Origin of the sequence: Shigella sonnei, from assembly GCF_002950395.1 — a bacterium.
GTDB lineage: Bacteria > Pseudomonadota > Gammaproteobacteria > Enterobacterales > Enterobacteriaceae > ECMA0423.
In genome coordinates this window covers 4,466,528-4,488,862 of record NZ_CP026802.1, presented here as the reverse complement: position 1 = coordinate 4,488,862, position 22,335 = coordinate 4,466,528, and the positions used below count along the sequence as shown (strand labels likewise).

Here is a 22,335-nt window from a genome sequence, read left to right as displayed (position 1 = left end):
CGACCTCCCCCCTTTCGTTAAGGATAACGACCATGCAGCCCCGCCTTCTTCTCCGTATTTGTTTTTCTCGCCGGACTCTAAAGATTACCTGCTTACTGTTACTTGTGGCAGGAGCGACCATTTTTATCGCCGATCGCGTAATGGTCAACGCCAGCAAGCAGCTGACCTGGAGCGATGTCAACGCAGTTCCGGCGCGTAACGTGGGTTTATTGCTGGGGGCGAGGCCGGGTAATCGCTACTTTACCCGACGTATTGATACCGCAGCAGCGTTGTACCACGTCGGAAAAGTGAAATGGCTGTTAGTCAGTGGCGATAACGGACGTAAAAATTACGATGAAGCCTCAGGTATGCAGCAGGCTTTGATCGCTAAAGGCGTACCGGCGAAAGTGATCTTCTGCGACTATGCCGGATTCTCAACGCTTGATTCAGTGGTGCGTGCCAAAAAGGTGTTTGGGGAAAACCATATCACCATTATCTCGCAAGAATTTCATAACCAACGCGCCATCTGGCTGGCAAAACAGTACGGCATCGACGCTATCGGGTTTAACGCGCCAGACCTTAATATGAAGCACGGTTTTTATACTCAACTGCGGGAGAAACTCGCTCGTGTCAGCGCGGTGATTGACGCCAAAATCCTCCATCGCCAGCCGAAATATCTCGGGCCATCGGTCATGATTGGGCCGTTTAGTGAGCATGGCTGTCCGGCGAAAGAATAATGCGTATCTGCGCACGTCGAAGATGAAAAAGGCGTGCTACATTGACGACAGAATCCCTTTATGGAGTATCCACGCGTTATGATACGTTTCGCTGTGATTGGTACGAACTGGATCACTCGCCAGTTCGTCGAGGCCGCCCATGAGAGCGGTAAATACAAGTTAACCGCCGTATATTCCCGCAGCCTTGAACAGGCCCAGCACTTCGCCAATGATTTTTCTGTCGAGCATCTGTTTACCTCGCTGGAAGCGATGGCGGAAAGCGATGCCATTGACGCGGTGTATATTGCCAGCCCGAATGCCCTGCACTTTTCCCAGACACAACTTTTCCTTAGCCATAAAATTCATGTGATTTGCGAGAAACCACTGGCGTCGAATCTGGCGGAAGTGGATGCCGCCATTGCCTGTGCGCGGGAAAATCAGGTGGTGCTGTTTGAGGCATTTAAAACCGCCAGCCTGCCGAACTTTCATTTGCTGCGCCAGGCGCTGCCGAAAGTCGGCAAATTGCGTAAAGTCTTTTTCAACTATTGCCAGTATTCCTCGCGGTATCAACGTTACCTGGATGGTGAGAATCCCAACACCTTTAATCCGGCATTCTCTAACGGTTCAATTATGGATATCGGCTTTTACTGCCTGGCGTCGGCGGTGGCATTATTCGGTGAACCGAAAAGCGTGCAGGCAACCGCCAGTTTGTTGGCAAGCGGCGTAGATGCCCACGGCGTGGTGGTGATGGATTACGGTGATTTCAGCGTTACGTTGCAGCACTCAAAGGTCAGTGATTCTGTCCTGGAAAGCGAGATTCAGGGCGAAGCGGGATCGCTGGTGATTGAAAAACTGTCTGAATGCCAGAAAGTGTGCTTCGTGCCGCGTGGCAGCCAGATGCAGGATCTCACCCAGCCGCAGCATATTAATACCATGCTCTACGAAGCAGAGCTGTTTGCTACCCTGGTGGATGAGCATCTGGTGGATCATCCAGGGCTGGCGGTCAGTCGCATCACCGCCAAACTGCTGACTGAGATCCGCCGCCAGACTGGGGTGATTTTTCCGGCAGATAGCGTAAAACTATAATTGCCAAAGTAAAACAGTGTAAAAGGTATGTAACAGACCATTGACTGGCTGAATGGTCTGTCATACTTTGTTACCTGCAAAGGGGAGTAACTTCATTGCCGGTCGATCGTCATTACGATGTGTGAAAAACCACATCCGGTCACCGGGCAACCCGAAAGGAATACGCAGACGTATTCCTTTTTTGTTGTAAGTGAGACCTTGCCGGAAGGCGAGGTCTATGCATAAAAAGCAGCGGCTGACGTCTTCCGACGTTGGCCGTTTTTTTATGTGTAAGGAACTTCTATGAATACTGTCGGCACGCCGTTGCTATGGGGCGGATTCGCTGTTGTTGTCGCCATTATGCTGGCTATCGACCTGTTGTTGCAGGGGCGTCGTGGGGCACATGCCATGACCATGAAACAGGCTGCGGCCTGGTCGCTGGTCTGGGTGACGCTGTCGTTACTGTTTAACGCCGCTTTCTGGTGGTATCTGGTGCAAACTGAAGGTCGCGCCGTTGCCGATCCACAGGCACTGGCCTTTCTCACGGGTTATCTGATTGAGAAATCGCTGGCGGTCGATAACGTCTTTGTCTGGCTGATGTTGTTCAGCTATTTCTCTGTTCCGGCGGCATTACAACGCCGCGTGCTGGTGTATGGCGTGCTCGGGGCGATTGTTCTGCGTACCATCATGATCTTCACTGGCAGCTGGCTAATTTCGCAGTTCGACTGGATCCTGTATATCTTCGGTGCCTTCCTGCTGTTTACCGGCGTGAAGATGGCGCTCGCCCATGAAGATGAATCAGGCATTGGCGACAAGCCGCTGGTGCGCTGGCTACGCGGTCATTTGCGCATGACCGACACCATCGACAACGAGCATTTCTTTGTGCGTAAGAATGGATTGCTGTACGCCACACCGCTGATGCTGGTACTGATTCTGGTGGAATTGAGCGACGTGATTTTCGCCGTGGATAGCATTCCGGCTATCTTCGCCGTGACCACTGACCCGTTCATTGTGCTGACCTCAAACCTGTTTGCGATCCTCGGCCTGCGTGCGATGTATTTCCTGCTGGCGGGCGTAGCAGAGCGTTTCTCGATGCTCAAATATGGCCTGGCGGTGATTCTGGTGTTTATCGGTATCAAGATGCTGATTGTCGACTTCTACCATATTCCAATCGCCGTCTCGCTGGGCGTGGTGTTTGGCATTCTGGTGATGACGTTTATTATCAACGCCTGGGTGAATTATCGGCATGATAAGCAGCGGGGAGAATGATTCGCTGTATATTAAGCCATTCCTAGAGATAACTCATTCCAGACAAAGGTGAGCTATTAATTATGTAATCGGCTTGTAGCTCTTTACAAAAAGACCGCACGGGTGTTGGTGGCGTCAAAATCGCCGAAGCGTTCCCTGGAGGCCGGGGCGACGCGCATGGATGCGCGGCGAGGGCGCATCTTACAGGGACGTTCCCTTGCGCCCGACCCGGTAGCCGCAAGGGATAAGCTGAGGGAATCGCGCAGCGGCGATTTTGTTCGCCAGAGCCTGGGGGTGCAGGGGGCGGCGGCGATTGGCCGCCCCCTGCGCGCTCCCTGCGCCAGTGACTTTATATGGCATAGCACATTAAAGGAGCGCAACCGTTCTCATATTCCAAATAGTTTTGCCCATATGTTATCTAATCAGCCTTAGTAGCCAGTCCTTCCCTCTGTTTATGTCAAACAAATGTAACCATTAAGTTTCAAAATATGACTTCTCTTTAAAATCCAGCATTTTTCGCTTCCCGAAGCTGTAACTTTCCTTATACTCGACCTTGCAAACACTTTGTTACATCCTGAAAGATGCGTCGACAGAACGCACCAGGGATGTGCGATAACACAATGAAAGGATCGAAAAATGACTACGCAACGTTCACCGGGGCTATTCCGGCGTCTGGCTCATGGCAGCCTGGTAAAACAAATCCTGGTCGGCCTTGTTCTGGGGATTCTTCTGGCATGGATATCAAAACCCGCGGCGGAAGCTGTTGGTCTGTTAGGTACTTTGTTCGTCGGCGCACTGAAAGCCGTTGCCCCCATCCTGGTGTTGATGCTGGTGATGGCATCTATTGCTAACCACCAGCACGGGCAGAAAACCAATATCCGCCCTATTTTGTTCCTCTATCTGCTGGGTACCTTCTCTGCTGCTCTGGCCGCAGTCGTTTTCAGCTTCGCCTTCCCTTCTACCCTGCACTTATCCAGTAGCGCGGGTGATATTTCGCCACCGTCAGGCATTGTAGAAGTGATGCGCGGGCTGGTAATGAGCATGGTTTCCAACCCCATCGACGCGCTGCTGAAAGGTAACTACATCGGGATCCTGGTGTGGGCAATTGGCCTCGGTTTCGCACTGCGTCACGGTAACGAGACCACCAAAAACCTGGTCAACGATATGTCGAATGCCGTCACCTTTATGGTGAAACTGGTCATTCGCTTCGCACCGATTGGTATTTTTGGTCTGGTTTCTTCTACCCTGGCAACCACCGGTTTCTCCACACTGTGGGGCTACGCGCAACTGCTGGTCGTGCTGGTTGGCTGTATGTTACTGGTGGCGCTGGTGGTTAACCCATTGCTGGTGTGGTGGAAAATTCGTCGTAACCCGTTCCCGCTGGTGCTGCTGTGCCTGCGCGAAAGCGGCGTGTATGCCTTCTTCACCCGCAGCTCTGCGGCGAACATTCCGGTGAATATGGCACTGTGTGAAAAGCTGAATCTGGATCGCGATACCTATTCCGTTTCTATTCCGCTGGGTGCCACCATCAATATGGCGGGCGCAGCAATCACCATTACCGTGTTGACGCTGGCTGCGGTTAATACGCTGGGTATCCCGGTCGATCTGCCCACGGCGCTGCTGTTGAGCGTGGTGGCTTCTCTGTGTGCCTGTGGCGCATCCGGCGTGGCGGGGGGTTCTCTGCTGCTGATCCCGCTGGCCTGTAATATGTTCGGTATTTCGAACGATATCGCCATGCAGGTGGTTGCCGTCGGCTTTATCATCGGCGTATTGCAGGACTCTTGCGAAACCGCGCTGAACTCTTCAACTGACGTGCTGTTCACTGCGGCAGCTTGCCAGGCGGAAGACGATCGTCTGGCAAATAGCGCCCTGCGTAATTAATTGTTTAACCCCTTTCGTCTACGGCGGGAGGGGTTTTCTCTACTTTAAACGGATCAATTCCCCTTTTCTGCATCCGCCAGAAACGAATGATATTCAAGCCATTCATAAGCAGAAAACTACCCTCAATCATTGTGCCGCCTATCGACCCCGCCCAGAAGTTGTGAATCACCCAGCAACACGTTGAAAACCACATCACGCAGCGCATGGTGAGCCCTTTACAGCGGAACAGCGCCCAGGTACTGACAATCGTACCGATAACCGGCAATAGTTCGACAGGATGATGGAACTTCGCGAGGCCAATTCCGCCAGTCAGCACAATAAAAATCGCCATTACCCATAAGCTGCGCGTGCGTAAGGTAATCAATGTACGAATGGCATTAAGGATGGCACTGGCACCAGCGGGATAGGTGCCCAGAAGAAAAAAATGTACGCCAATAACGGCGCTATAGACCGAAAGCTGCTTTTTGAAGCGACGTTCGTCACGATTGAAAAATGTTGTGATACCAATCAGAAAGGCGATGACACCCACGCCCTGGGCCAGCCAATACGCGGTCATGATAAATCCTTATCAGGTATGGAAAAGCAAACGGCGCTTCACATTATGAAACGCCGTTTTTTATTAACAACTCATTTCGACTTTATAGCGTTACGCCGCTTTTGAAGATCGCCAGTTCGCGGAAGTCGTTACGCTCGTTGCAAGTTTGCTTACCGTTGGCAAACTCAACGATGGTGTCGATAAATTCTTCCAGCAACTGCGGCATCGCTTTACCGTGGATCAGCTGACCCGCGTCAAAGTCGATCCAGTGTTTTTTCTTCGCCGCCAGTTCACTGTTGGTGGCGATTTTCACCGTCGGCACAAATCCACCGTATGGCGTGCCGCGACCAGTACTGAACAGCACCATATGGCAGCCCGCACCCGCCAGGGCGCTGGTCGCTACGGCATCGTTACCCGGCGCACTTAACAAGTTCAGCCCAGGCGTTTTCAGACGCTCGCCGTAACGCAGCACGTCAACCACGACACTGGAACCCGCTTTCTGGGTACAGCCAAGTGATTTGTCTTCCAGCGTGGTGATACCGCCCGCTTTGTTCCCCGGTGATGGGTTTTCGTAGATCGGCTGATCATGGGCAATAAAGTACTGTTTAAAGTCGTTGACCATGGTGACCAGTTTTTCAAACGTTGCTTCGTCGCGGCAATGGTCCATCAGCAACTGCTCTGCGCCAAACATCTCCGGCACTTCGGTCAGTACGGTAGTACCGCCGTTAGCAATCACGTAGTCAGAGAAACGCCCCAGCATCGGGTTAGCAGTAATACCAGAAAGACCGTCAGAACCACCGCACTCCAGACCAAACTTCAGTTCGCTGAGTTTGCCTGGCTCGCGTTTATCGTTGCGCATCACGTTATACAGCTGATGCAAATGCTCGATCCCGGCTTCGATCTCATCATCCTGCTGTTGGCAGATCATGAAATGAACGCGTTCAGGATCGATATCGCCCAACGTTTCACGGAATGCGGCAACCTGGTTGTTTTCACAGCCCAGACCAATCACCAGCACTGCGCCCGCGTTCGGGTGGCGCACCATGTTTTGCAGCATGGTGCGGGTGTTGATGTGATCGTCGCCCAGTTGTGAGCAGCCGTAGGTGTGGCTGAAGAGGAACACGCCGTCGGTACCTTCGGCGTTGTTGGTCTCTTTCAGGAAACGGTTCTGGATTTGCCGCGCGATGCCGTTGACACAGCCCACGGTTGGCAGGATCCACAGCTCGTTACGCACCCCGACATCGCCGTTAGCGCGACGATAGATCTGCACTTCACGATCTGCCGCTTGCGCAGGCAGATCCTGAAAATCAGGTTGATAGCGATACTGATCCAGATCGCTCAGATTCGTGCGCGTATTGTGGGCGTGGACGTGTTCCCCCGCCGCAATATCCGCCAATGCATAACCAATCGGCAGGCCATATTTGATGACGTTGGCCCCTTTTGCGATATCCGTTAACGCAAATTTATGTCCACGAGCAACATCCTGGCGCAGCGTAACAGTCTGGTTATCGACACTGACTTCTGTGCCTTCAGCCAAATCTGCTAAAGCGACCGCGACGTTATCCAGCGCATGGATCTTGATGTATTGCATATCAACCCCAGACCTTAGTTCAGTTCAATGGCGAAGTAGTCACGCGCATTGTTAAAGCAAATATTTTTCACCATCTCGCCCAGCAGGTTGATGTCCGCCGGTGCTTCGCCCGCTTCCACCCAGCGACCGATCATCTGGCACAGAATGCGGCGGAAGTATTCGTGACGGGTGTATGACAGGAAGCTACGGCTGTCAGTCAGCATACCGACAAAGCGGCTCAGCAGACCGAGCTGCGCCAGTTGGGTCATCTGACGTTCCATACCGTCTTTCTGATCGTTAAACCACCAGCCGGAACCGAACTGCATTTTGCCCGGCATACCTTCGCCCTGGAAGTTACCGATCATGGTGCCCAGCACTTCGTTATCGCGCGGGTTCAGGCAGTAGAGAATGGTTTTCGGCAGCAGGTTTTCTTCGTTCTGCTTGCTCAGCAGCTTAGACAACTCTTCCGCCATCGGACGGTCGTTGATGGAGTCAAAGCCTACATCCGGCCCCAGCAGTTTGAACTGACGCAGGTTGTTATTACGCAGCGCGCCAATGTGGTACTGCTGTACCCAGCCGCGACGTGCATATTCGGCACCAAGGAACACCAGTACCGCAGTTTTGAACTGTGCCACTTCGTGCTCGCTCAGGGTTTCGCCAGCCAGACGGCGCGCCAGAATGCTGTCCAGTTCCGCTTCGTTCGCTTCAGCAAACATCACCACGTCCAGCGCATGGTCAGACACTTTACAGCCGTGAGCGGCGAAGTGATCCAGACGTTTGGTCAAGGCAGTTTGCAGGTCAGCAAAGCGGCGAATGTCGGTATCGGAAACTTCGCCCAGCTTCGCCATGTAGTCGTTAAAGGTCGCCTGTTCGATGTTGAAGGCTTTGTCCGGACGCCAGCTCGGCAGCACTTTGATGGTGAAAGAGCCGTCTTTGGCGATCTCTGCGTGATGCTCCAGAGAATCGATCGGGTCATCGGTGGTGCCGACCATTTTCACGTTCATCTGCTGCATGATGCCGCGCGCGGAGAAGTTATCCTGCGCCAGCAGTTCGTTACATTCGTTCCAGATTTCATCGGCAGTTGACGGAGAAAGCAATTTGCCAGTGATACCAAACGGACGACGCAGTTCAAGGTGCGTCCAGTGGTATAACGGGTTGCCGATAGTGTGCGGAACAGTCGCCGCCCAGGCGTCAAATTTTTCACGGTCAGATGCATCACCGGTACACAGACGCTCGGCCACACCGTTGGTACGCATAGCGCGCCATTTGTAGTGATCGCCTTTCAGCCAGATGTCATACAGGTTTTTAAAACGATAGTCTTCCGCAATCTGCTGCGGCGGCAAATGGCAATGGTAATCGAAAATCGGCTGGTCTTTTGCGTAGTCGTGATACAGACGGCGGGCAAATTCGGTATCTAACAGGAAATCTTCAGTCATAAACGGAGTCATTTTCGTCTTCCTCTCAACGAGTGAGCTAGCTTGCTTATGGTGCGATGCTGACAAAGTTATCACACCAATTTCCAGAGTCCGAAGATATTTTCGTGAGTTAGATCAATAAACGTAGTTAAAAAAATTACTCTCAAAGTGATAAATCTCGCTGCAGGCCGCGCCAGTACTGGCCTCGCTGTCGTCAGGTAATGTCCCTACAAATATTCGCACATTTGTGATGGCTCTCACCTTTTAAAGTTGTATGACAAGTTATCTTTCTGCCGTCGCAAATCATAAGTCGACGGAATGCAAATTGCCGATTCATTCATTTGTTAGATGAATCGGGTTAACCGGTACGGAAGCCGAATTAGCACGAAACTTTCATGGCAACGTTCGGGGCGTGCCGGTTTTTTTTCGGTTACCCGGTCGTAACTAACATCTTCAGCCTCTGGCGGGATGATGGCCGCGCTTCCTGCGGATATAACAAAACGATGAGGTTTTACATGCGTAAAATTAAAGGGTTACGTTGGTATATGATCGCACTGGTGACGCTCGGCACCGTGCTTGGTTACCTGACGCGTAACACTGTGGCGGCAGCTGCGCCAACTCTGATGGAAGAGTTAAACATCTCCACCCAACAGTATTCCTATATCATCGCAGCCTATTCTGCTGCTTATACGGTCATGCAACCGGTAGCAGGTTATGTACTGGATGTGCTGGGTACGAAAATCGGTTATGCAATGTTTGCTGTGCTGTGGGCCGTGTTCTGTGGTGTAACCGCGCTGGCAGGTAGCTGGGGTGGCCTGGCTGTTGCTCGTGGTGCGGTCGGTGCCGCGGAAGCAGCGATGATCCCGGCGGGTCTGAAAGCCAGCTCCGAATGGTTCCCGGCGAAAGAGCGTTCCATCGCAGTAGGCTACTTTAACGTAGGTTCTTCGATTGGTGCGATGATTGCGCCGCCGCTGGTGGTATGGCAATCGTGATGCACAGCTGGCAGATGGCATTTATCATCTCCGGTGCATTGAGCTTTATCTGGGCGATGGCATGGCTGATTTTCTATAAACATCCGCGCGACCAGAAGCATCTGACCGATGAAGAACGCGACTATATTATTAATGGTCAGGAAGCCCAGCACCAGGTGAGCACGGCGAAGAAAATGTCCGTTGGTCAGATCCTGCGTAACCGTCAGTTCTGGGGTATCGCACTGCCGCGTTTCCTGGCAGAACCGGCCTGGGGTACTTTTAACGCGTGGATCCCGCTGTTCATGTTTAAAGTTTACGGCTTTAACCTGAAAGAGATCGCGATGTTCGCCTGGATGCCGATGCTGTTTGCTGACCTCGGTTGTATCCTCGGTGGTTACCTGCCGCCGCTGTTCCAGCGTTGGTTTGGTGTGAACCTGATCGTTTCCCGTAAGATGGTCGTAACGCTGGGTGCTGTGCTGATGATTGGCCCGGGTATGATCGGTCTGTTCACCAACCCGTATGTCGCAATTATGCTGCTGTGTATCGGTGGTTTTGCCCACCAGGCACTGTCTGGCGCGCTGATTACGCTCTCTTCTGACGTGTTCGGTCGTAACGAAGTGGCGACGGCGAACGGTTTAACCGGGATGTCCGCATGGCTGGCAAGTACGCTGTTTGCGCTGGTTGTCGGTGCACTGGCTGACACCATCGGCTTCAGCCCGCTGTTCGCAGTTCTGGCAGTATTTGACCTGCTGGGTGCGCTGGTTATCTGGACCGTATTGCAGAACAAACCGGCGATTGAGGTGGCGCAGGAAACACATAACGATCCCGCACCGCAACATTAACGTTTAACGTTTAACGTAAGTTGTAATGACGAAGCCGCCTTATCAGGCGGCTTCGTTGTTTAGTTTTTTCTGGTCTGCGGGGTCAATTGATGGTTGGCAAGGAAGGCGTAAAGATTACTGACAATTTGCCCATGTAGTACCCGGCCTGTTTATCCATCACGCTGAATTTATCGACTGCCAGAGTCAAGGGTGTCGGCACACACATCACGGCATAGCGAATACCGGGCAGTACCACCGGACGCACACGTTTCAGGTTAATGCTGTTCCAGACCATATTTTCATTATTGCGCACATCAATTTGCCCACCGGTTTCCGGGTTGTACATTTTGACCCGGTAATCAATGCGTTCTCCCTCGTCGGTGGTGGTCCCTCCTTGACGATAGATAGAGAAGTCACCGTCTCTGCGCCCTGCAGCTGGTCGCCCTTCATCTTTGAGCATGATTTCATAACTGATGGCATTACCGTTAAAACCATCGTACAGGCACATGTCCAACATGGTCAGATCTTGCGCGTAGTTGCTGCCGTTAACGCTTCCTGTTGGATGCAAGTCTAACTGCACCCTTGGCGTGGCGTGGGCGAACTCCGGGAAGAACACGTCAATATGGTTGGGGTCGAGCGTATTCAGGGTAATATTTGCGAAATAGTCCTGGGCCGGGCTGTTCGAATGTAATTTAACTTTCCCCTTCCAGACGCCACCAATCGGCAAATTCTTCATCTCTGTCTGCTCAAGGTAGAGCGTAAGAAACTTTGTATCGTATATATAATAATGTTGACCATCTTCTGTACATGAAGATCTATTAGAATCCTTAAGATTCGTCTGAAGCCCTTTGCCCCCTTGCATCCTGGCGGCGCTTCATCGCTACTTACAATGGCTGTTTTAAATCCTTTGAGTTTTACCGGCCAACGCATCCCACTGCGTTGTTCAGTTAAATAGATTTGTACTGTCGATATATTTCCATTAGCTGTACAGGTTTGTTGGAGGTCAGGATACGAACATTCATACCACATATATCCATTATTTCCTGCCGACGCTTCATCCTTCCAGAAGTAATAATCCGCTCTACCAGATGCCAAATCATACGTAATTTCACTGGTCACGTCAGGAGCTGCCTGAACGCCAATGAGCGTGCCAAACAAGCCCAATATCGCCGCAATCAATCGATTTCTCATGGTGCAACCTCCCTTTGCGCCGTCTGAACGTTTCCACGTAATTTAGGCTGTTTCAACTGTGCCTGAACCTGAATCGACTCCGGTAATTGTGAATAAGTCACCACACTACAAGTAACATCTCCGCTGTAACGAATGCTGGCGCGTTTCTTTACAACACTCAGTGGACACTTAAGGAATTGCTGCCCGGAAAGCAGATAGAGCTCTTTTTCGCTGCCGTTAATTTCAAGTGTAAATCCTCCATCTTCAGCTACCAGTAACATGGCGCTGTTCAGCCCCACAATCGGGAATTTTTTCACCGCTGCCGGCAGTAATAAACGACCGATATAGTTGTAGTTAAAGCTGGCAGACACTTCGCGATAGCGCAGCTTGCCAGGCAACAACATTAATTCACGATTCCCTGCACCGTTAATGATGTTTGTTGTCCCCTGCTGATTGCCCTGGCTACTGTCGTTAACCTCAACAAAACCAGACTGAAATCCAGGATAAGGGAACAACACACTGTCACTTTGACCAAGCTGCAAAGTTCGGCTGCCTGCCACCCGCGCTTCGAGTTGCAGATCCTGACTCTCTTCATCCTGTTCAGAGAAGCCTTTCACATCCACCAGTACCGCACCCAGCAAATCGTCTGTACCACTGGCTCCCAAATTAACGCCATAGCAACTGACAGCCAGCGTAGAGCTATAAGTGCCCGTAAAGGCCGAAAGATGATCATGATTCTTACGGTCATAACTATCAGATACGGTAGCGTAGACATTTCCGTATTGCCCATCCCAACGCCCGTTAACCGCGCTGTTTATGGTATCGGTGTTCAGGCCTCCGACGGTTACGCCAAGTTCTTTATGGCTGAATGAATCGTTATAAAAGGTATGCGATAACTGCCATGACGTTTGATCGCCATCCTGTTCGCTATAACGATAATCCGTAGACACATTTGTTGAATGGCTGTTGTTATTGCTATCCATCGTTGGCGTGTCAGATAACGAAAACGATAAGTACAAGCCGTTGTCGTCGTTATCGCCACCGTTGTCATTACGATGGAAAACACCGACTGACGTACTCAAAATCCAGTCACGCATCACAAAAGCGCGGGAAGCGCTAAGTTGTACAGTTTCAGAGATACTTTGCGCTGTTGTCTGGCGAAGATAGTTATTTTCAAAGCTCTGCTGTTTATCCCAACGCAAACTATCATCAGTGTTATTTTGTGTGCGGGTATAACCCAGCATCATATTCCAGCCGACAAAATTCTGTGAAACCGTCGCGGAAATACTTTCATAACAGCTTAAGGCGTTATAGCTCTCTCTGCTGTCGGTTGTACAAGCATCGCCGTCAGAGTTGGTCCGATAAAAGCCCAACGTCGGCCATCCCGGATTACTCCAGTTGGCCTGTTGCATATCACCTTTGCCGCCGTCATCGTTACGGAACACGCTGGCGCTGATTGCAAGATTCCCCACCCCGCCTAAATCTGCCGTCCAGTTATTACCTAACTCGAAAGCACTCACATCATCGGCATTCGCCAGCCCTGCGTAGAGCTCATATTGCGGATGTAATGGCAGGCGTACTCCTAGCTGATAAGCTGAACTTTCATCATCAGAAACCTGTGATGTAGTTTTACCTGCCTGTAAGAACCATTGCGCATTTCCGTCAGTCAGACCGCCGGTTTTGGTAAACGGCACAAGCTCGGTGCGGGTGAGTTGGTTATTTTCGTAGACTTTTAATGCCACGCTGTAGCTGCCTGGCGGAAAGGAACTGGTATCAATAAATTGCGAACCACTATTGAGATAAAACGATCCCAAAAGTTGCTCATTACGATAAGCGTCAACACGAGAATTGCGCGAAAGCAGAACCATTACTGGGGTTCCTTGCTGGCTTTGCGCCTGGTTTAAATAGCTCAGTGTCGACCCGATACGCATCCCATCAATTGCACCGAGTGGCAGAAAGTTAAAGGTAAAGTTCCCGCCTTGTGCATTAAATAGTGTGCGGTTGTCCATGCGACCCGCCTGCACATAATAACGACGTAAAAAATCATAACGATAATAGAGATCGCTGACGTCAGCATTACTGTCACTGACATCATCTGCATCATAACCGTTGAAATTCCAGTGTGCACCAATATAACTATTTTCTGTTATTCCCAGCGCACCGTTTCCCTGAATAGACAACGATTGGTAATCATCCTGTGCCAGAACATTGATGTCTTGCTGATGTATAAAAGCATTAACAGTATTTTTGTCTGGATTTAAATATAATGACTTCGCATCGAAAGCTGAATTCCATTGCGGATTAATAAACAACGTTGCCGAACTTTCTTCATCATTATAGATTATTTCCAGCGTATCGGTATTCAGAAAACCACACCCTGAGTCAGTACGTACATAACCGCAAGCCAATTCACCGTGGCGAGCTAGCGGCTGCGATAATTTTTCTTTCACTATATGCGCGATTTTCTGATCGTCTACATCCAGTTCCAGCTTGTTATATAGACTTGCTGGATCAAGAAATGTTACGGTATCAAGATTAACCATTGCATAATATTTACCGAGACTTTTCCCTGAAAAATAAACCTCGATATACTCCTGCTGTCCCTGAGCAATAACCTCAAACCCTGCGGGAATTTCGGTTAATGTCGCCTCTGCCGGGCTGAGACTCGCCAGGATCAAAAGAGCCAGTAATTTTTTATCCATGGCAATCCTGAAATCCATAACAAATACTAAAACAGTTAAAATAAGGGAGGGCTACCCCTCCCTTTGTTACGTGTTAATTCTGTTATCTGGATTAGATATCCTGAGACAGATAAATGCTTACTACACCACGGTAGATGCCTGTCTCCAGAACACCTTTGGTGGTTTGAGCAAACATCAGGTTTTTAGCCAGAGAACCGTTAGTTAACGCATCGGAAGCAAAGATTTTGGTTGCGGTAAAAGTGGTTGCCGCATCAGCTTTAATTTCTTCACCGCCCCAGGTTACTGTCAGCGGAACAATCTTGCTAGCATCCAGGCTTTGAACCAGTTGCGCCGGGGAAACTAACTGCATTTTTACATCTTTGGTAACGTCGTTAGACCAGATTTTGGTCATCAACTGGTAAGATTGCAGACCCTGCCCCGGCAGATATTGCATTTCTACTGCTTTCGGCAACGCGGTGTTATCGGTCTGTGTCATATCCAGAGCGGCATCAACGTTGGCCGTTACAGTAATATCCTTTTGTACTGCCAATGCGGAGCCTGCAACAGAAAACATCGCTGCGACCAGAAGAGATTTTGCAAATACCTTTTTCATTACTATTCCTTCGTTTATTACAATGATAATTAATGGACCGCCAGTTCAAACTCGCCATTATCTTTGGTGATCCAGTTATTATATTTGACAACGATTTTGTCGTAGCCAGATATGCTTTCAAGATTTCTTTCCTGACCAAGGAAGATGTTTTTATTTACGGTCTGTATCTTACAATTTTCTTTGCTATTATTTTTAAAATAAGCGATCGTTAAAATCTTTAAGCGTTGATTCCCTGCATTAACTAATTTTTGGGCAGCATTTACTTCTAACTTAGCAATAGGTTGCTGAGGTGGAACACTAACAACAATCCCCCAAATTAAGTTAACTGTTAACTGCATAGAGAGATCTTTTTTATCTGTGGCAACGTCATCAATACTGGGAACCGCTTCAAATTTAACGCGATAATTTTTTTCTTTTTGCTCTGGTTCCATTGCAACAAAGCGCACAGTTTTGCTACTACCGGCTGGTAAAGCGAATTTAGGTGGCATAACAACCAGATGATTTGCATCACCGGATTTAATCTCAACTTCATTTTCCTGAGGCGTCGATGGATTATCGATACGGAATACTGTCGCCTTGATGTACTGAACTTCATTACTTTTAGATATTACGCGAACGTTGCCTTCACCCTGACTATTAATGGAAACAGCCATAGGATAAACAGTCATATTTGACTGTGCCAAAAAAGGAGCGAACACGAATAAAAGCGGCGTAAGCCGTGATAAGAGATTAATTTTCGCCACCATATAAATTTGATCTTACAATATTGTTTCCAAAAAGTTGGTGTATTAGAGATGTAGATTTATTGTAAGTCAATATAAAAAAGCATTTTTAGTTAATATTAAATTTAAAGGCTGGGAATTAACTTACTGAAATTTAGTAGCTTTCACAATGACGATACTTATTTTTTAGGAATTTATAAATATTCACAATATTAATTCAATACATTAATTCAATCACCAAATTTATATATGACCAATGGCATACCCATGAATAAAGTGGTATGATAACTTCGTCCGCATTCCACTCCGGGAGACGCATATGGAAATCACTGAACCACGCCGTTTGTATCAACAACTTGCCGCTGACCTGAAAGAGCGCATTGAACAGGGCGTCTATCTGGTGGGTGATAAACTGCCTGCCGAACGCTTTATTGCCGATGAAAAGAACGTCAGCCGAACGGTAGTTCGTGAAGCCATCATCATGCTGGAAGTTGAAGGCTATGTGGAGGTGCGTAAAGGTTCAGGTATTCATGTGGTTTCCAACCAGCCGCGCCATCAGCAGGCGGCTGACAATAATATGGAATTCGCCAATTACGGTCCGTTTGAGTTGCTTCAGGCTCGCCAGCTCATCGAAAGTAATATTGCCGAGTTCGCGGCAACTCAGGTAACGAAACAAGACATCATGAAACTGATGGCCATTCAGGAACAGGCGCGCGGCGAACAATGCTTCCGTGATTCCGAGTGGGATTTACAGTTCCACATTCAGGTAGCCCTGGCGACGCAGAACTCCGCCCTGGCGGCCATCGTTGAAAAAATGTGGACCCAGCGTAGCCATAACCCGTACTGGAAAAAACTACACGAACACATTGATTCCCGTACCGTTGATAACTGGTGTGATGACCACGATCAAATTCTCAAGGCGTTAATTCGCAAAGATCCCCATGCTGCTAAGCTGGCAATGTGGCAGCATCTGGAAAACACCAAAATCATGTTATTTAACGAAACCAGCGACGATTTCGAGTTCAATGCCGACCGCTATCTATTCGCCGAAAACCCGGTAGTGCATCTCGATACGGCCACCAGTGGCAGTAAATGAAACTCCTGTCCGACAGGCGCTGCGACGCGCCTGTTCGCTTCGTCGGTAAGCGAAAAGTATAAAGTGTCAGCCTGTGTAAATCCTCTCGCCACCCTCCCCTGCATTCAGCAAAATCAGACTCCACGGACATGTAATTTTGATAACGAACAACGTTGACCTTTGTTACAATTAGATTCAATTTGAATTTATGTTTTTGAATGCTTTCTTATCTCACGATTTAACAGGGAATAGTTCAGGCTGTGTTGATGTATCAAACCCGCAGAACATACCAAAACAGCAATAACATTGCGGTAGTGCATCTTTTAAAACCAGCGTGGCGTTAACCGATTCACCAGGAATAATGAATGGAACTTTTGACCCAATTGCTGCAAGCCCTGTGGGCGCAGGATTTTGAAACCCTGGCCAATCCATCGATGATTGGCATGTTGTATTTTGTCTTGTTTGTAATTTTGTTCCTTGAAAACGGCTTGCTTCCAGCGGCCTTTTTACCGGGCGACAGTTTACTGGTATTGGTCGGCGTGTTGATTGCGAAAGGCGCGATGGGTTACCCGCAAACGATTCTGCTGCTGACCGTTGCCGCCAGCCTCGGCTGCTGGGTCAGCTATATTCAGGGGCGATGGCTGGGCAATACCCGCACCGTACAAAACTGGCTATCTCATTTACCCGCGCATTATCATCAACGCGCACACCATCTTTTTCATAAACACGGTTTATCGGCGCTGTTAATTGGTCGCTTTATTGCGTTTGTCAGAACACTGCTGCCGACGATTGCCGGGTTATCAGGGCTGAATAACGCGCGCTTTCAGTTTTTCAACTGGATGAGCGGTCTGCTGTGGGTATTGATCCTGACAACTCTGGGTTACATGCTCGGCAAAACGCCGATATTTTTAAAGTACGAGGACCAGCTGATGTCATGCCTGATGCTGCTCCCGGTGGTGCTGCTGGTGTTTGGCCTGGCAGGTTCTCTGGTCGTGTTATGGAAAAAGAAATATGGAAATCGGGGGTAAGGGATGCAAATACCTCGCATGTCGCTTCGCCAGCTAGCCTGGTCCGGCACTGTTTTACTTCTGGTCGGCACGCTGTTGCTGGCCTGGTCCGCGGTTCGCCAGCAAGAGTCTACGCTGGCGATTCGTGCCGTTCATCAAGGCACAACGATGCCAGACGGTTTTTCGATCTGGCATCACCTTGACGCTCATGGCATTCCTTTCAAAAGTATCACCCCCAAAAACGACACTCTGTTAATTACATTTGACTCCAGCGACCAGAGCGCCGCCGCAAAAGCGGTCCTCGACAGAACATTGCCCCATGGCTACATCATTGCGCAGCAGGACAATAACAGTCAGGCTATGCAGTGGCTGACCCGGTTACGGGATAACTCTCATCGCTTCGGATAACTTCCTGTTATCCGAAACATATCACTCACTTTGGTGATTTCACCGTAACTGTCTATGATTAATGAGGCGGTGGTTAACACTACCGCTTCGTTGTCTGGACAATCGTTCCTTTGTAATAGGTCCGAATCACAATGGAAGGTTCAAGAATGAAATACCGCATCGCTTTAGCTGTTTCTCTCTTTGCTCTTAGTGCCGGTAGTTATGCCACTACCCTGTGTCAGGAAAAGGAGCAAAATATCCTTAAGGAGATCAGCTATGCCGAAAAACACCAAAACCAGAATCGTATTGACGGTCTGAATAAAGCCCTGAGTGAAGTCCGGGCCAACTGTTCAGATAGCCAGCTGCGTGCCGATCATCACAAGAAAATCGCAAAGCAGAAAGATGAGGTGGCGGAACGCCAGCAAGATTTAGCCGAGGCGAAGCAAAAAGGCGATGCCGATAAGATTGCCAAACGCGAACGGAAACTGGCAGAAGCGCAGGAAGAGCTGAAAAAGCTGGAAGCGCGCGACTACTAACTCACAATAGTCACTACTTACTCACCTGGAGAAAACTATGTCGAAAGAACACACTACGGAACATCTGCGTGCTGAGTTGAAATCCCTTTCCGATACGCTGGAAGAGGTGCTTAGCTCATCTGGCGAGAAGTCGAAAGAAGAGTTGAGTAAGATTCGTAGCAAAGCGGAGCAGGCACTGAAACAGAGCCGTTATCGCCTGGGTGAAACCGGTGATGCCATCGCCAAACAAACCCGTGTCGCGGCGGCGCGTGCTGATGAGTATGTGCGTGAAAATCCGTGGACCGGCGTGGGAATTGGCGCTGCAATCGGTGTAGTGCTCGGCGTTCTGCTGTCGCGTCGTTAATTATGGCGGACACTCATCACGCGCAAGGGCCCGGTAAAAGCGTTCTGGGCATCGGGCAGCGAATTGTTTCCATCATGGTTGAAATGGTGGAAACACGTCTGCGGCTGGCGGTGGTGGAGCTGGAAGAGGAAAAAGCTAATCTCTTTCAACTTTTACTGATGCTGGGCCTGACGATGCTTTTCGCTGCATTTGGTCTTATGAGCCTGATGGTGCTAATTATTTGGGCGGTTGATCCGCAATATCGCCTGAATGCGATGATTGCCACCACCGTGGTGTTGCTGCTACTGGCACTGATTGGCGGTATCTGGACGTTACGTAAATCGCGTAAATCCACCTTGCTGCGCCATACACGCCATGAGCTGGCAAACGATCGGCAACTGCTCGAGGAGGAGTCCCGTGAGCAGTAAAGTCGAACGTGAACGACGTAAGGCGCAACTGCTTAGCCAGATCCAGCAACAACGGCTGGATCTTTCCGCCAGTCGTCGTGAATGGCTGGAGGCAACAGGCGCTTACGATCGTCGCTGGAATATGCTGCTAAGTCTGCGCTCCTGGGCGCTGGTTGGCAGTAGCGTGATGGCGATCTGGACGATTCGCCATCCTAATATGCTGGTCCGCTGGGCCAGACGCGGTTTTGGCGTATGGAGCGCCTGGCGTCTGGTTAAAACGACCCTCAAGCAGCAACAGCTTCGCGGTTAACTTCCCTCTGGCCGGAGCAATTCCGGCCTTATCCCTCAAATTTTTTGAAGATTTTTGACAGTTTTCCTTGCTAACAATCATCATTCACCACGTTTATGATTCTCTCCATCGACAGCAACGACGCTAATACCGCGCCCTTGCACAAAAAAACAATCAGCAGCCTGAGTGGCGCAGTGGAGAGTATGATGAAAAAATTAGAAGATGTTGGTGTACTGGTAGCGCGCATTTTAATGCCGATTCTGTTTATTACCGCAGGCTGGGGAAAAATCACCGCTTACTCTGGTACCCAACAATATATGGAAGCAATGGGTGTCCCGGGTTTTATGCTGCCGCTGGTGATTCTGCTTGAGTTCGGTGGTGGTCTGGCAATCCTGTTCGGTTTCCTGACTCGCACCACAGCCCTGTTTACTGCGGGCTTTACGCTGCTGACGGCATTTTTATTTCACAGCAACTTTGCTGAAGGCGTCAACTCGCTGATGTTCATGAAAAACCTGACAATTTCTGGCGGATTCCTGCTGCTGGCAATTACCGGTCCGGGCGCGTATAGCATCGACCGCCTGCTGAATAAAAAGTGGTAAGCACGCGCTATACTTAACGATAAAAAACGAGGAGGAAGCTCCTCGTTTTTGCTATTGGAGGAGAGAAAAATGGGTCAACTGATTGACGGCGTCTGGCATGACACCTGGTACGATACCAAATCTACCGGCGGTAAATTTCAACGTTCAGCTTCCGCATTTCGTAACTGGCTCACTGCCGATGGCGCACCTGGCCCCACTGGCACAGGCGGTTTTATCGCAGAGAAAGATCGTTATCATCTCTATATTTCACTCGCCTGCCCGTGGGCGCACCGCACGCTGATCATGCGCAAACTCAAAGGACTGGAACCGTTTATTTCCGTTTCCGTAGTGAACCCGCTGATGCTGGAAAACGGCTGGACCTTTGATGACAGTTTTCCGGGAGCAACCGGAGATACGCTCTATCAACATGAATTTCTGTATCAGCTTTATCTCCACGCCGATCCACACTACAGCGGACGAGTTACTGTTCCCGTACTGTGGGACAAAAAGAACCACACCATCGTCAGCAACGAATCAACAGAAATCATCCGCATGTTCAATACCGCGTTTGATGCGCTGGGCGCGAAAGCGGGTGATTACTACCCACCAGCCCTGCAAACGAAAATTGACGAACTTAACGGCTGGATTTATGACACCGTTAACAACGGCGTGTATAAAGCTGGTTTTGCCACCAGCCAGCAAGCCTACGACGAGGCGGTGGCGAAAGTGTTTGAATCGCTGGCGCGACTGGAGCAGATTTTAGGCCAGCATCGTTACCTGACCGGCAACCAGCTAACCGAAGCCGATATTCGCCTGTGGACTACGCTGGTGCGTTTTGATCCAGTGTATGTGACCCACTTCAAGTGTGATAAGCACCGCATCAGCGATTACCTGAATCTGTATGGCTTCCTGCGCGATATCTACCAGATGCCGGGGATCGCCGAAACTGTCAATTTCGATCACATCCGTAATCATTACTTCCGCAGCCATAAGACCATCAACCCTACGGGGATTATTTCAATTGGTCCGTGGCAGGATCTCGATGAACCGCAGGACGAGATGTTCGCTTCGGTTAAAAAAAGGCACCTTACGAAGTGCCTCTGATAATTAGCTAAGTGCATGTTGTTCATATCGGATGCGGCGTGAACGCCTTATCAAACCTACAAAACATTTATATTCAATATGTTGCAATGACCGCGCAGGCCAGATAAGCGTAGCGCATCTGGCGATTTTGCGCTTGTCATCAGTCTTAGCGCGCCTTCACAGCACTTTATTAATTCCTTGAACGAATATTTACTGCCATTTCATTCACGTCTATTCTTAATTTGCTGCTTTAAAAACAAGTGATTGAGCAAAATTGAGGCAAAAATGGACTGGTATCTGAAAGTAATAAAAAATTATGTCGGTTTCCGGGGTCGTGCGCGGCGCAAAGAGTACTGGATGTTTATTCTGGTCAACATCATCTTTACGTTCGTGCTGGGGCTGCTGGATAAAATGTTAGGCTGGCAACGCGCTGGTGGCGAAGGCATCCTGACGACAATCTACGGTATTCTGGTGTTTTTACCGTGGTGGGCAGTTCAGTTCCGCCGCCTGCACGACACCGACCGCTCGGCGTGGTGGGCACTGCTATTCTTAATCCCGTTTATCGGCTGGCTTATTATCATCGTCTTTAACTGCCAGGCGGGTACGCCAGGCGAAAACCGCTTTGGACCTGATCCAAAACTGGAACCTTAAAACAAATCTGCTCGCCGGATGTCTGACTCATCCGGCTTTTATCATCATGTTGATGAATGAATAATTTACTAATGTTTATTTAAAATATTTCAATGTCGTTATATAAATTACCTATAAAAAATAACCATGTATTTATCTTAAATATCAAAACCTTTATAACATCCGAAAAAGAAAGATACGAATAGCATTTACACAATACCCGGAATAGACTTTCGTCACTTTTAATTAAAGGGATGTTTTTATGCAGTGGTATTTATCCGTATTAAAAAATTATGTTGGTTTCTCTGGTCGCGCACGTCGTAAAGAGTACTGGATGTTTACTCTGATTAACGCCATCGTCGGCGCTATTATCAATGTCATTCAATTGATTTTAGGTCTGGAGCTTCCATATCTGTCTATGCTTTATTTGCTGGCAACCTTCCTTCCCGTCCTTGCGCTTGCTATCCGTCGCTTACACGATACCGACCGTTCAGGTGCCTGGGCCTTGCTCTTTTTTGTTCCGTTTATTGGCTGGCTCGTGCTTCTGGTTTTTTTCTGCACAGAAGGTACTTCTGGCAGCAATCGTTACGGAAACGATCCGAAGTTTGGTTCAAATTAATCTTAGAATTGGGGC

21 protein-coding genes and 3 pseudogenes are annotated in these 22,335 nt (G+C 49.4%); 17 read left to right on the top strand and 7 right to left on the bottom strand.

What is annotated here, in order from left to right; genetic code table 11:
• The first annotated feature begins 32 nt into the window (after positions 1–32).
• From C1P89_RS23185 to sstT, 4 genes are all read left to right on the top strand, one after another.
• A complete protein-coding gene (locus C1P89_RS23185; RefSeq protein ID WP_001183060.1) occupies positions 33–716 on the top strand; it encodes a SanA/YdcF family protein in 684 nt (227 codons plus the stop codon).
• Positions 717–794: 78 nt separating this feature from the next.
• Entirely contained in the window at positions 795–1,781 is a 987-nt protein-coding gene (locus C1P89_RS23180; RefSeq protein WP_001446103.1) for a Gfo/Idh/MocA family protein, read from the top strand.
• Positions 1,782–2,063: 282 nt separating this feature from the next.
• Positions 2,064–3,029 carry a TerC family membrane protein Alx gene (gene alx / locus C1P89_RS23175; RefSeq protein WP_001098805.1) on the top strand — a complete coding sequence of 322 codons (966 nt, stop codon included), beginning with the start codon at positions 2,064–2,066 and terminating at the stop codon, positions 3,027–3,029.
• A gap of 615 nt (positions 3,030–3,644) precedes the next feature.
• A complete protein-coding gene (sstT, locus tag C1P89_RS23170; protein ID WP_000211655.1) occupies positions 3,645–4,889 on the top strand; it encodes a serine/threonine transporter SstT in 1,245 nt (414 codons plus the stop codon).
• 4 nt (positions 4,890–4,893) lie between these two features.
• Here sstT and C1P89_RS23165 read toward each other — a convergent pair whose 3' ends face one another.
• The 3 genes from C1P89_RS23165 to uxaC form a co-directional block, all read right to left on the bottom strand.
• The gene (locus C1P89_RS23165) at positions 4,894–5,445 is read right to left on the bottom strand and encodes a YgjV family protein (RefSeq protein WP_000128137.1); all 552 of its coding nucleotides are present in this window, start codon (positions 5,443–5,445) and stop codon (positions 4,894–4,896) included.
• Between the two features lie 82 nt (positions 5,446–5,527).
• A complete protein-coding gene (gene uxaA / locus C1P89_RS23160) occupies positions 5,528–7,015 on the bottom strand; it encodes an altronate dehydratase (protein WP_001199376.1) in 1,488 nt (495 codons plus the stop codon).
• A 14-nt stretch (positions 7,016–7,029) separates the two neighbouring features.
• Positions 7,030–8,442 carry a glucuronate isomerase gene (uxaC, locus tag C1P89_RS23155; RefSeq protein WP_000187442.1) on the bottom strand — a complete coding sequence of 471 codons (1,413 nt, stop codon included), beginning with the start codon at positions 8,440–8,442 and terminating at the stop codon, positions 7,030–7,032.
• 482 nt (positions 8,443–8,924) lie between these two features.
• Here uxaC and exuT point away from each other — a divergent pair.
• Positions 8,925–10,222 (top strand): annotated as a pseudogene (gene exuT / locus C1P89_RS23150) (hexuronate transporter ExuT).
• Between the two features lie 82 nt (positions 10,223–10,304).
• Here the strand turns inward: exuT and C1P89_RS23145 are convergent.
• The 4 genes and pseudogenes from C1P89_RS23145 to C1P89_RS23130 form a co-directional block, all read right to left on the bottom strand.
• A pseudogene (locus C1P89_RS23145) lies at positions 10,305–11,392 on the bottom strand (CblD like pilus biogenesis initiator family protein).
• Positions 11,389–14,073: a TcfC E-set like domain-containing protein gene (locus tag C1P89_RS23140; RefSeq protein ID WP_000358651.1), complete on the bottom strand. Its 2,685-nt coding sequence runs from the start codon at positions 14,071–14,073 to the stop codon at positions 11,389–11,391. Before C1P89_RS23140 ends, C1P89_RS23145 begins: the two are co-directional and overlap by 4 nt.
• A 91-nt stretch (positions 14,074–14,164) precedes the next feature.
• Positions 14,165–14,665 carry a CS1 type fimbrial major subunit gene (locus C1P89_RS23135; RefSeq protein ID WP_000755097.1) on the bottom strand — a complete coding sequence of 167 codons (501 nt, stop codon included), beginning with the start codon at positions 14,663–14,665 and terminating at the stop codon, positions 14,165–14,167.
• Positions 14,666–14,694: 29 nt separating this feature from the next.
• A complete protein-coding gene (locus C1P89_RS23130) occupies positions 14,695–15,411 on the bottom strand; it encodes a fimbria/pilus periplasmic chaperone (protein WP_077814945.1) in 717 nt (238 codons plus the stop codon).
• Positions 15,412–15,706: 295 nt separating this feature from the next.
• Between C1P89_RS23130 and exuR the strand changes: the two genes are divergently transcribed.
• The 12 genes and pseudogenes from exuR (at position 15,707) to C1P89_RS23075 (ending at position 22,320) form a co-directional block, all read left to right on the top strand.
• Complete coding sequence (exuR, locus tag C1P89_RS23125; protein WP_000406488.1) at positions 15,707–16,483, top strand: transcriptional regulator ExuR; 777 nt, start codon at positions 15,707–15,709, stop codon at positions 16,481–16,483.
• Between the two features lie 239 nt (positions 16,484–16,722).
• Positions 16,723–16,806, top strand: coding sequence for a protein YqiM (gene yqiM / locus C1P89_RS26180; protein WP_211180508.1), 84 nt, complete (start codon positions 16,723–16,725; stop codon positions 16,804–16,806).
• Between the two features lie 21 nt (positions 16,807–16,827).
• Complete coding sequence (gene yqjA / locus C1P89_RS23120) at positions 16,828–17,490, top strand: DedA family general envelope maintenance protein YqjA (protein ID WP_000422147.1); 663 nt, start codon at positions 16,828–16,830, stop codon at positions 17,488–17,490.
• 3 nt (positions 17,491–17,493) lie between these two features.
• Positions 17,494–17,877, top strand: a complete 384-nt coding sequence (mzrA, locus tag C1P89_RS23115) for an EnvZ/OmpR regulon moderator MzrA (protein WP_001166768.1) — start codon at positions 17,494–17,496, stop codon at positions 17,875–17,877.
• A 146-nt stretch (positions 17,878–18,023) separates the two neighbouring features.
• The gene (gene yqjC / locus C1P89_RS23110) at positions 18,024–18,392 is read left to right on the top strand and encodes a DUF1090 family protein YqjC (RefSeq protein ID WP_001297156.1); all 369 of its coding nucleotides are present in this window, start codon (positions 18,024–18,026) and stop codon (positions 18,390–18,392) included.
• A 37-nt stretch (positions 18,393–18,429) separates the two neighbouring features.
• Complete coding sequence (locus C1P89_RS23105) at positions 18,430–18,735, top strand: ElaB/YgaM/YqjD family protein (protein WP_000031415.1); 306 nt, start codon at positions 18,430–18,432, stop codon at positions 18,733–18,735.
• A 2-nt stretch (positions 18,736–18,737) separates the two neighbouring features.
• Positions 18,738–19,142, top strand: coding sequence for a phage holin family protein (locus C1P89_RS23100; RefSeq protein ID WP_000785722.1), 405 nt, complete (start codon positions 18,738–18,740; stop codon positions 19,140–19,142).
• On the top strand, positions 19,132–19,431 hold the full coding sequence (locus C1P89_RS23095) for a YqjK-like family protein (protein ID WP_000096086.1): 300 nt from the start codon (positions 19,132–19,134) through the stop codon (positions 19,429–19,431). Before C1P89_RS23100 ends, C1P89_RS23095 begins: the two co-directional genes overlap by 11 nt.
• Before the next feature lie 185 nt (positions 19,432–19,616).
• Positions 19,617–20,009 carry a DoxX family protein gene (locus C1P89_RS23090; protein WP_000732233.1) on the top strand — a complete coding sequence of 131 codons (393 nt, stop codon included), beginning with the start codon at positions 19,617–19,619 and terminating at the stop codon, positions 20,007–20,009.
• 69 nt (positions 20,010–20,078) lie between these two features.
• A pseudogene (gene yqjG, locus C1P89_RS23085) lies at positions 20,079–21,064 on the top strand (glutathionyl-hydroquinone reductase YqjG).
• A gap of 292 nt (positions 21,065–21,356) precedes the next feature.
• Positions 21,357–21,722, top strand: a complete 366-nt coding sequence (locus C1P89_RS23080; RefSeq protein WP_005140186.1) for a DUF805 domain-containing protein — start codon at positions 21,357–21,359, stop codon at positions 21,720–21,722.
• Positions 21,723–21,963: 241 nt separating this feature from the next.
• Entirely contained in the window at positions 21,964–22,320 is a 357-nt protein-coding gene (locus C1P89_RS23075; protein WP_001198807.1) for a DUF805 domain-containing protein, read from the top strand.
• Positions 22,321–22,335 lie beyond the last annotated feature (15 nt).

Excerpts from the sequence above, each read along its gene's own strand:
- C1P89_RS23185 (WP_001183060.1), top strand. The coding sequence starts at position 33 with ATGCAGCCCCGCCTTCTTCTCCGTATTTGTTTTTCTCGCCGGACTCTA.
- C1P89_RS23180 (WP_001446103.1), top strand. The coding sequence starts at position 795 with ATGATACGTTTCGCTGTGATTGGTACGAACTGGATCACTCGCCAGTTC.
- alx (WP_001098805.1), top strand. The coding sequence starts at position 2,064 with ATGAATACTGTCGGCACGCCGTTGCTATGGGGCGGATTCGCTGTTGTT.
- sstT (WP_000211655.1), top strand. The coding sequence starts at position 3,645 with ATGACTACGCAACGTTCACCGGGGCTATTCCGGCGTCTGGCTCATGGC.
- C1P89_RS23165 (WP_000128137.1), bottom strand. The coding sequence starts at position 5,445 with ATGACCGCGTATTGGCTGGCCCAGGGCGTGGGTGTCATCGCCTTTCTG.
- uxaA (WP_001199376.1), bottom strand. The coding sequence starts at position 7,015 with ATGCAATACATCAAGATCCATGCGCTGGATAACGTCGCGGTCGCTTTA.
- uxaC (WP_000187442.1), bottom strand. The coding sequence starts at position 8,442 with ATGACTCCGTTTATGACTGAAGATTTCCTGTTAGATACCGAATTTGCC.
- C1P89_RS23140 (WP_000358651.1), bottom strand. The coding sequence starts at position 14,073 with ATGGATAAAAAATTACTGGCTCTTTTGATCCTGGCGAGTCTCAGCCCG.
- C1P89_RS23135 (WP_000755097.1), bottom strand. The coding sequence starts at position 14,665 with ATGAAAAAGGTATTTGCAAAATCTCTTCTGGTCGCAGCGATGTTTTCT.
- C1P89_RS23130 (WP_077814945.1), bottom strand. The coding sequence starts at position 15,411 with ATGGTGGCGAAAATTAATCTCTTATCACGGCTTACGCCGCTTTTATTC.
- exuR (WP_000406488.1), top strand. The coding sequence starts at position 15,707 with ATGGAAATCACTGAACCACGCCGTTTGTATCAACAACTTGCCGCTGAC.
- yqjA (WP_000422147.1), top strand. The coding sequence starts at position 16,828 with ATGGAACTTTTGACCCAATTGCTGCAAGCCCTGTGGGCGCAGGATTTT.
- mzrA (WP_001166768.1), top strand. The coding sequence starts at position 17,494 with ATGCAAATACCTCGCATGTCGCTTCGCCAGCTAGCCTGGTCCGGCACT.
- yqjC (WP_001297156.1), top strand. The coding sequence starts at position 18,024 with ATGAAATACCGCATCGCTTTAGCTGTTTCTCTCTTTGCTCTTAGTGCC.
- C1P89_RS23105 (WP_000031415.1), top strand. The coding sequence starts at position 18,430 with ATGTCGAAAGAACACACTACGGAACATCTGCGTGCTGAGTTGAAATCC.
- C1P89_RS23100 (WP_000785722.1), top strand. The coding sequence starts at position 18,738 with ATGGCGGACACTCATCACGCGCAAGGGCCCGGTAAAAGCGTTCTGGGC.
- C1P89_RS23090 (WP_000732233.1), top strand. The coding sequence starts at position 19,617 with ATGAAAAAATTAGAAGATGTTGGTGTACTGGTAGCGCGCATTTTAATG.
- C1P89_RS23080 (WP_005140186.1), top strand. The coding sequence starts at position 21,357 with ATGGACTGGTATCTGAAAGTAATAAAAAATTATGTCGGTTTCCGGGGT.
- C1P89_RS23075 (WP_001198807.1), top strand. The coding sequence starts at position 21,964 with ATGCAGTGGTATTTATCCGTATTAAAAAATTATGTTGGTTTCTCTGGT.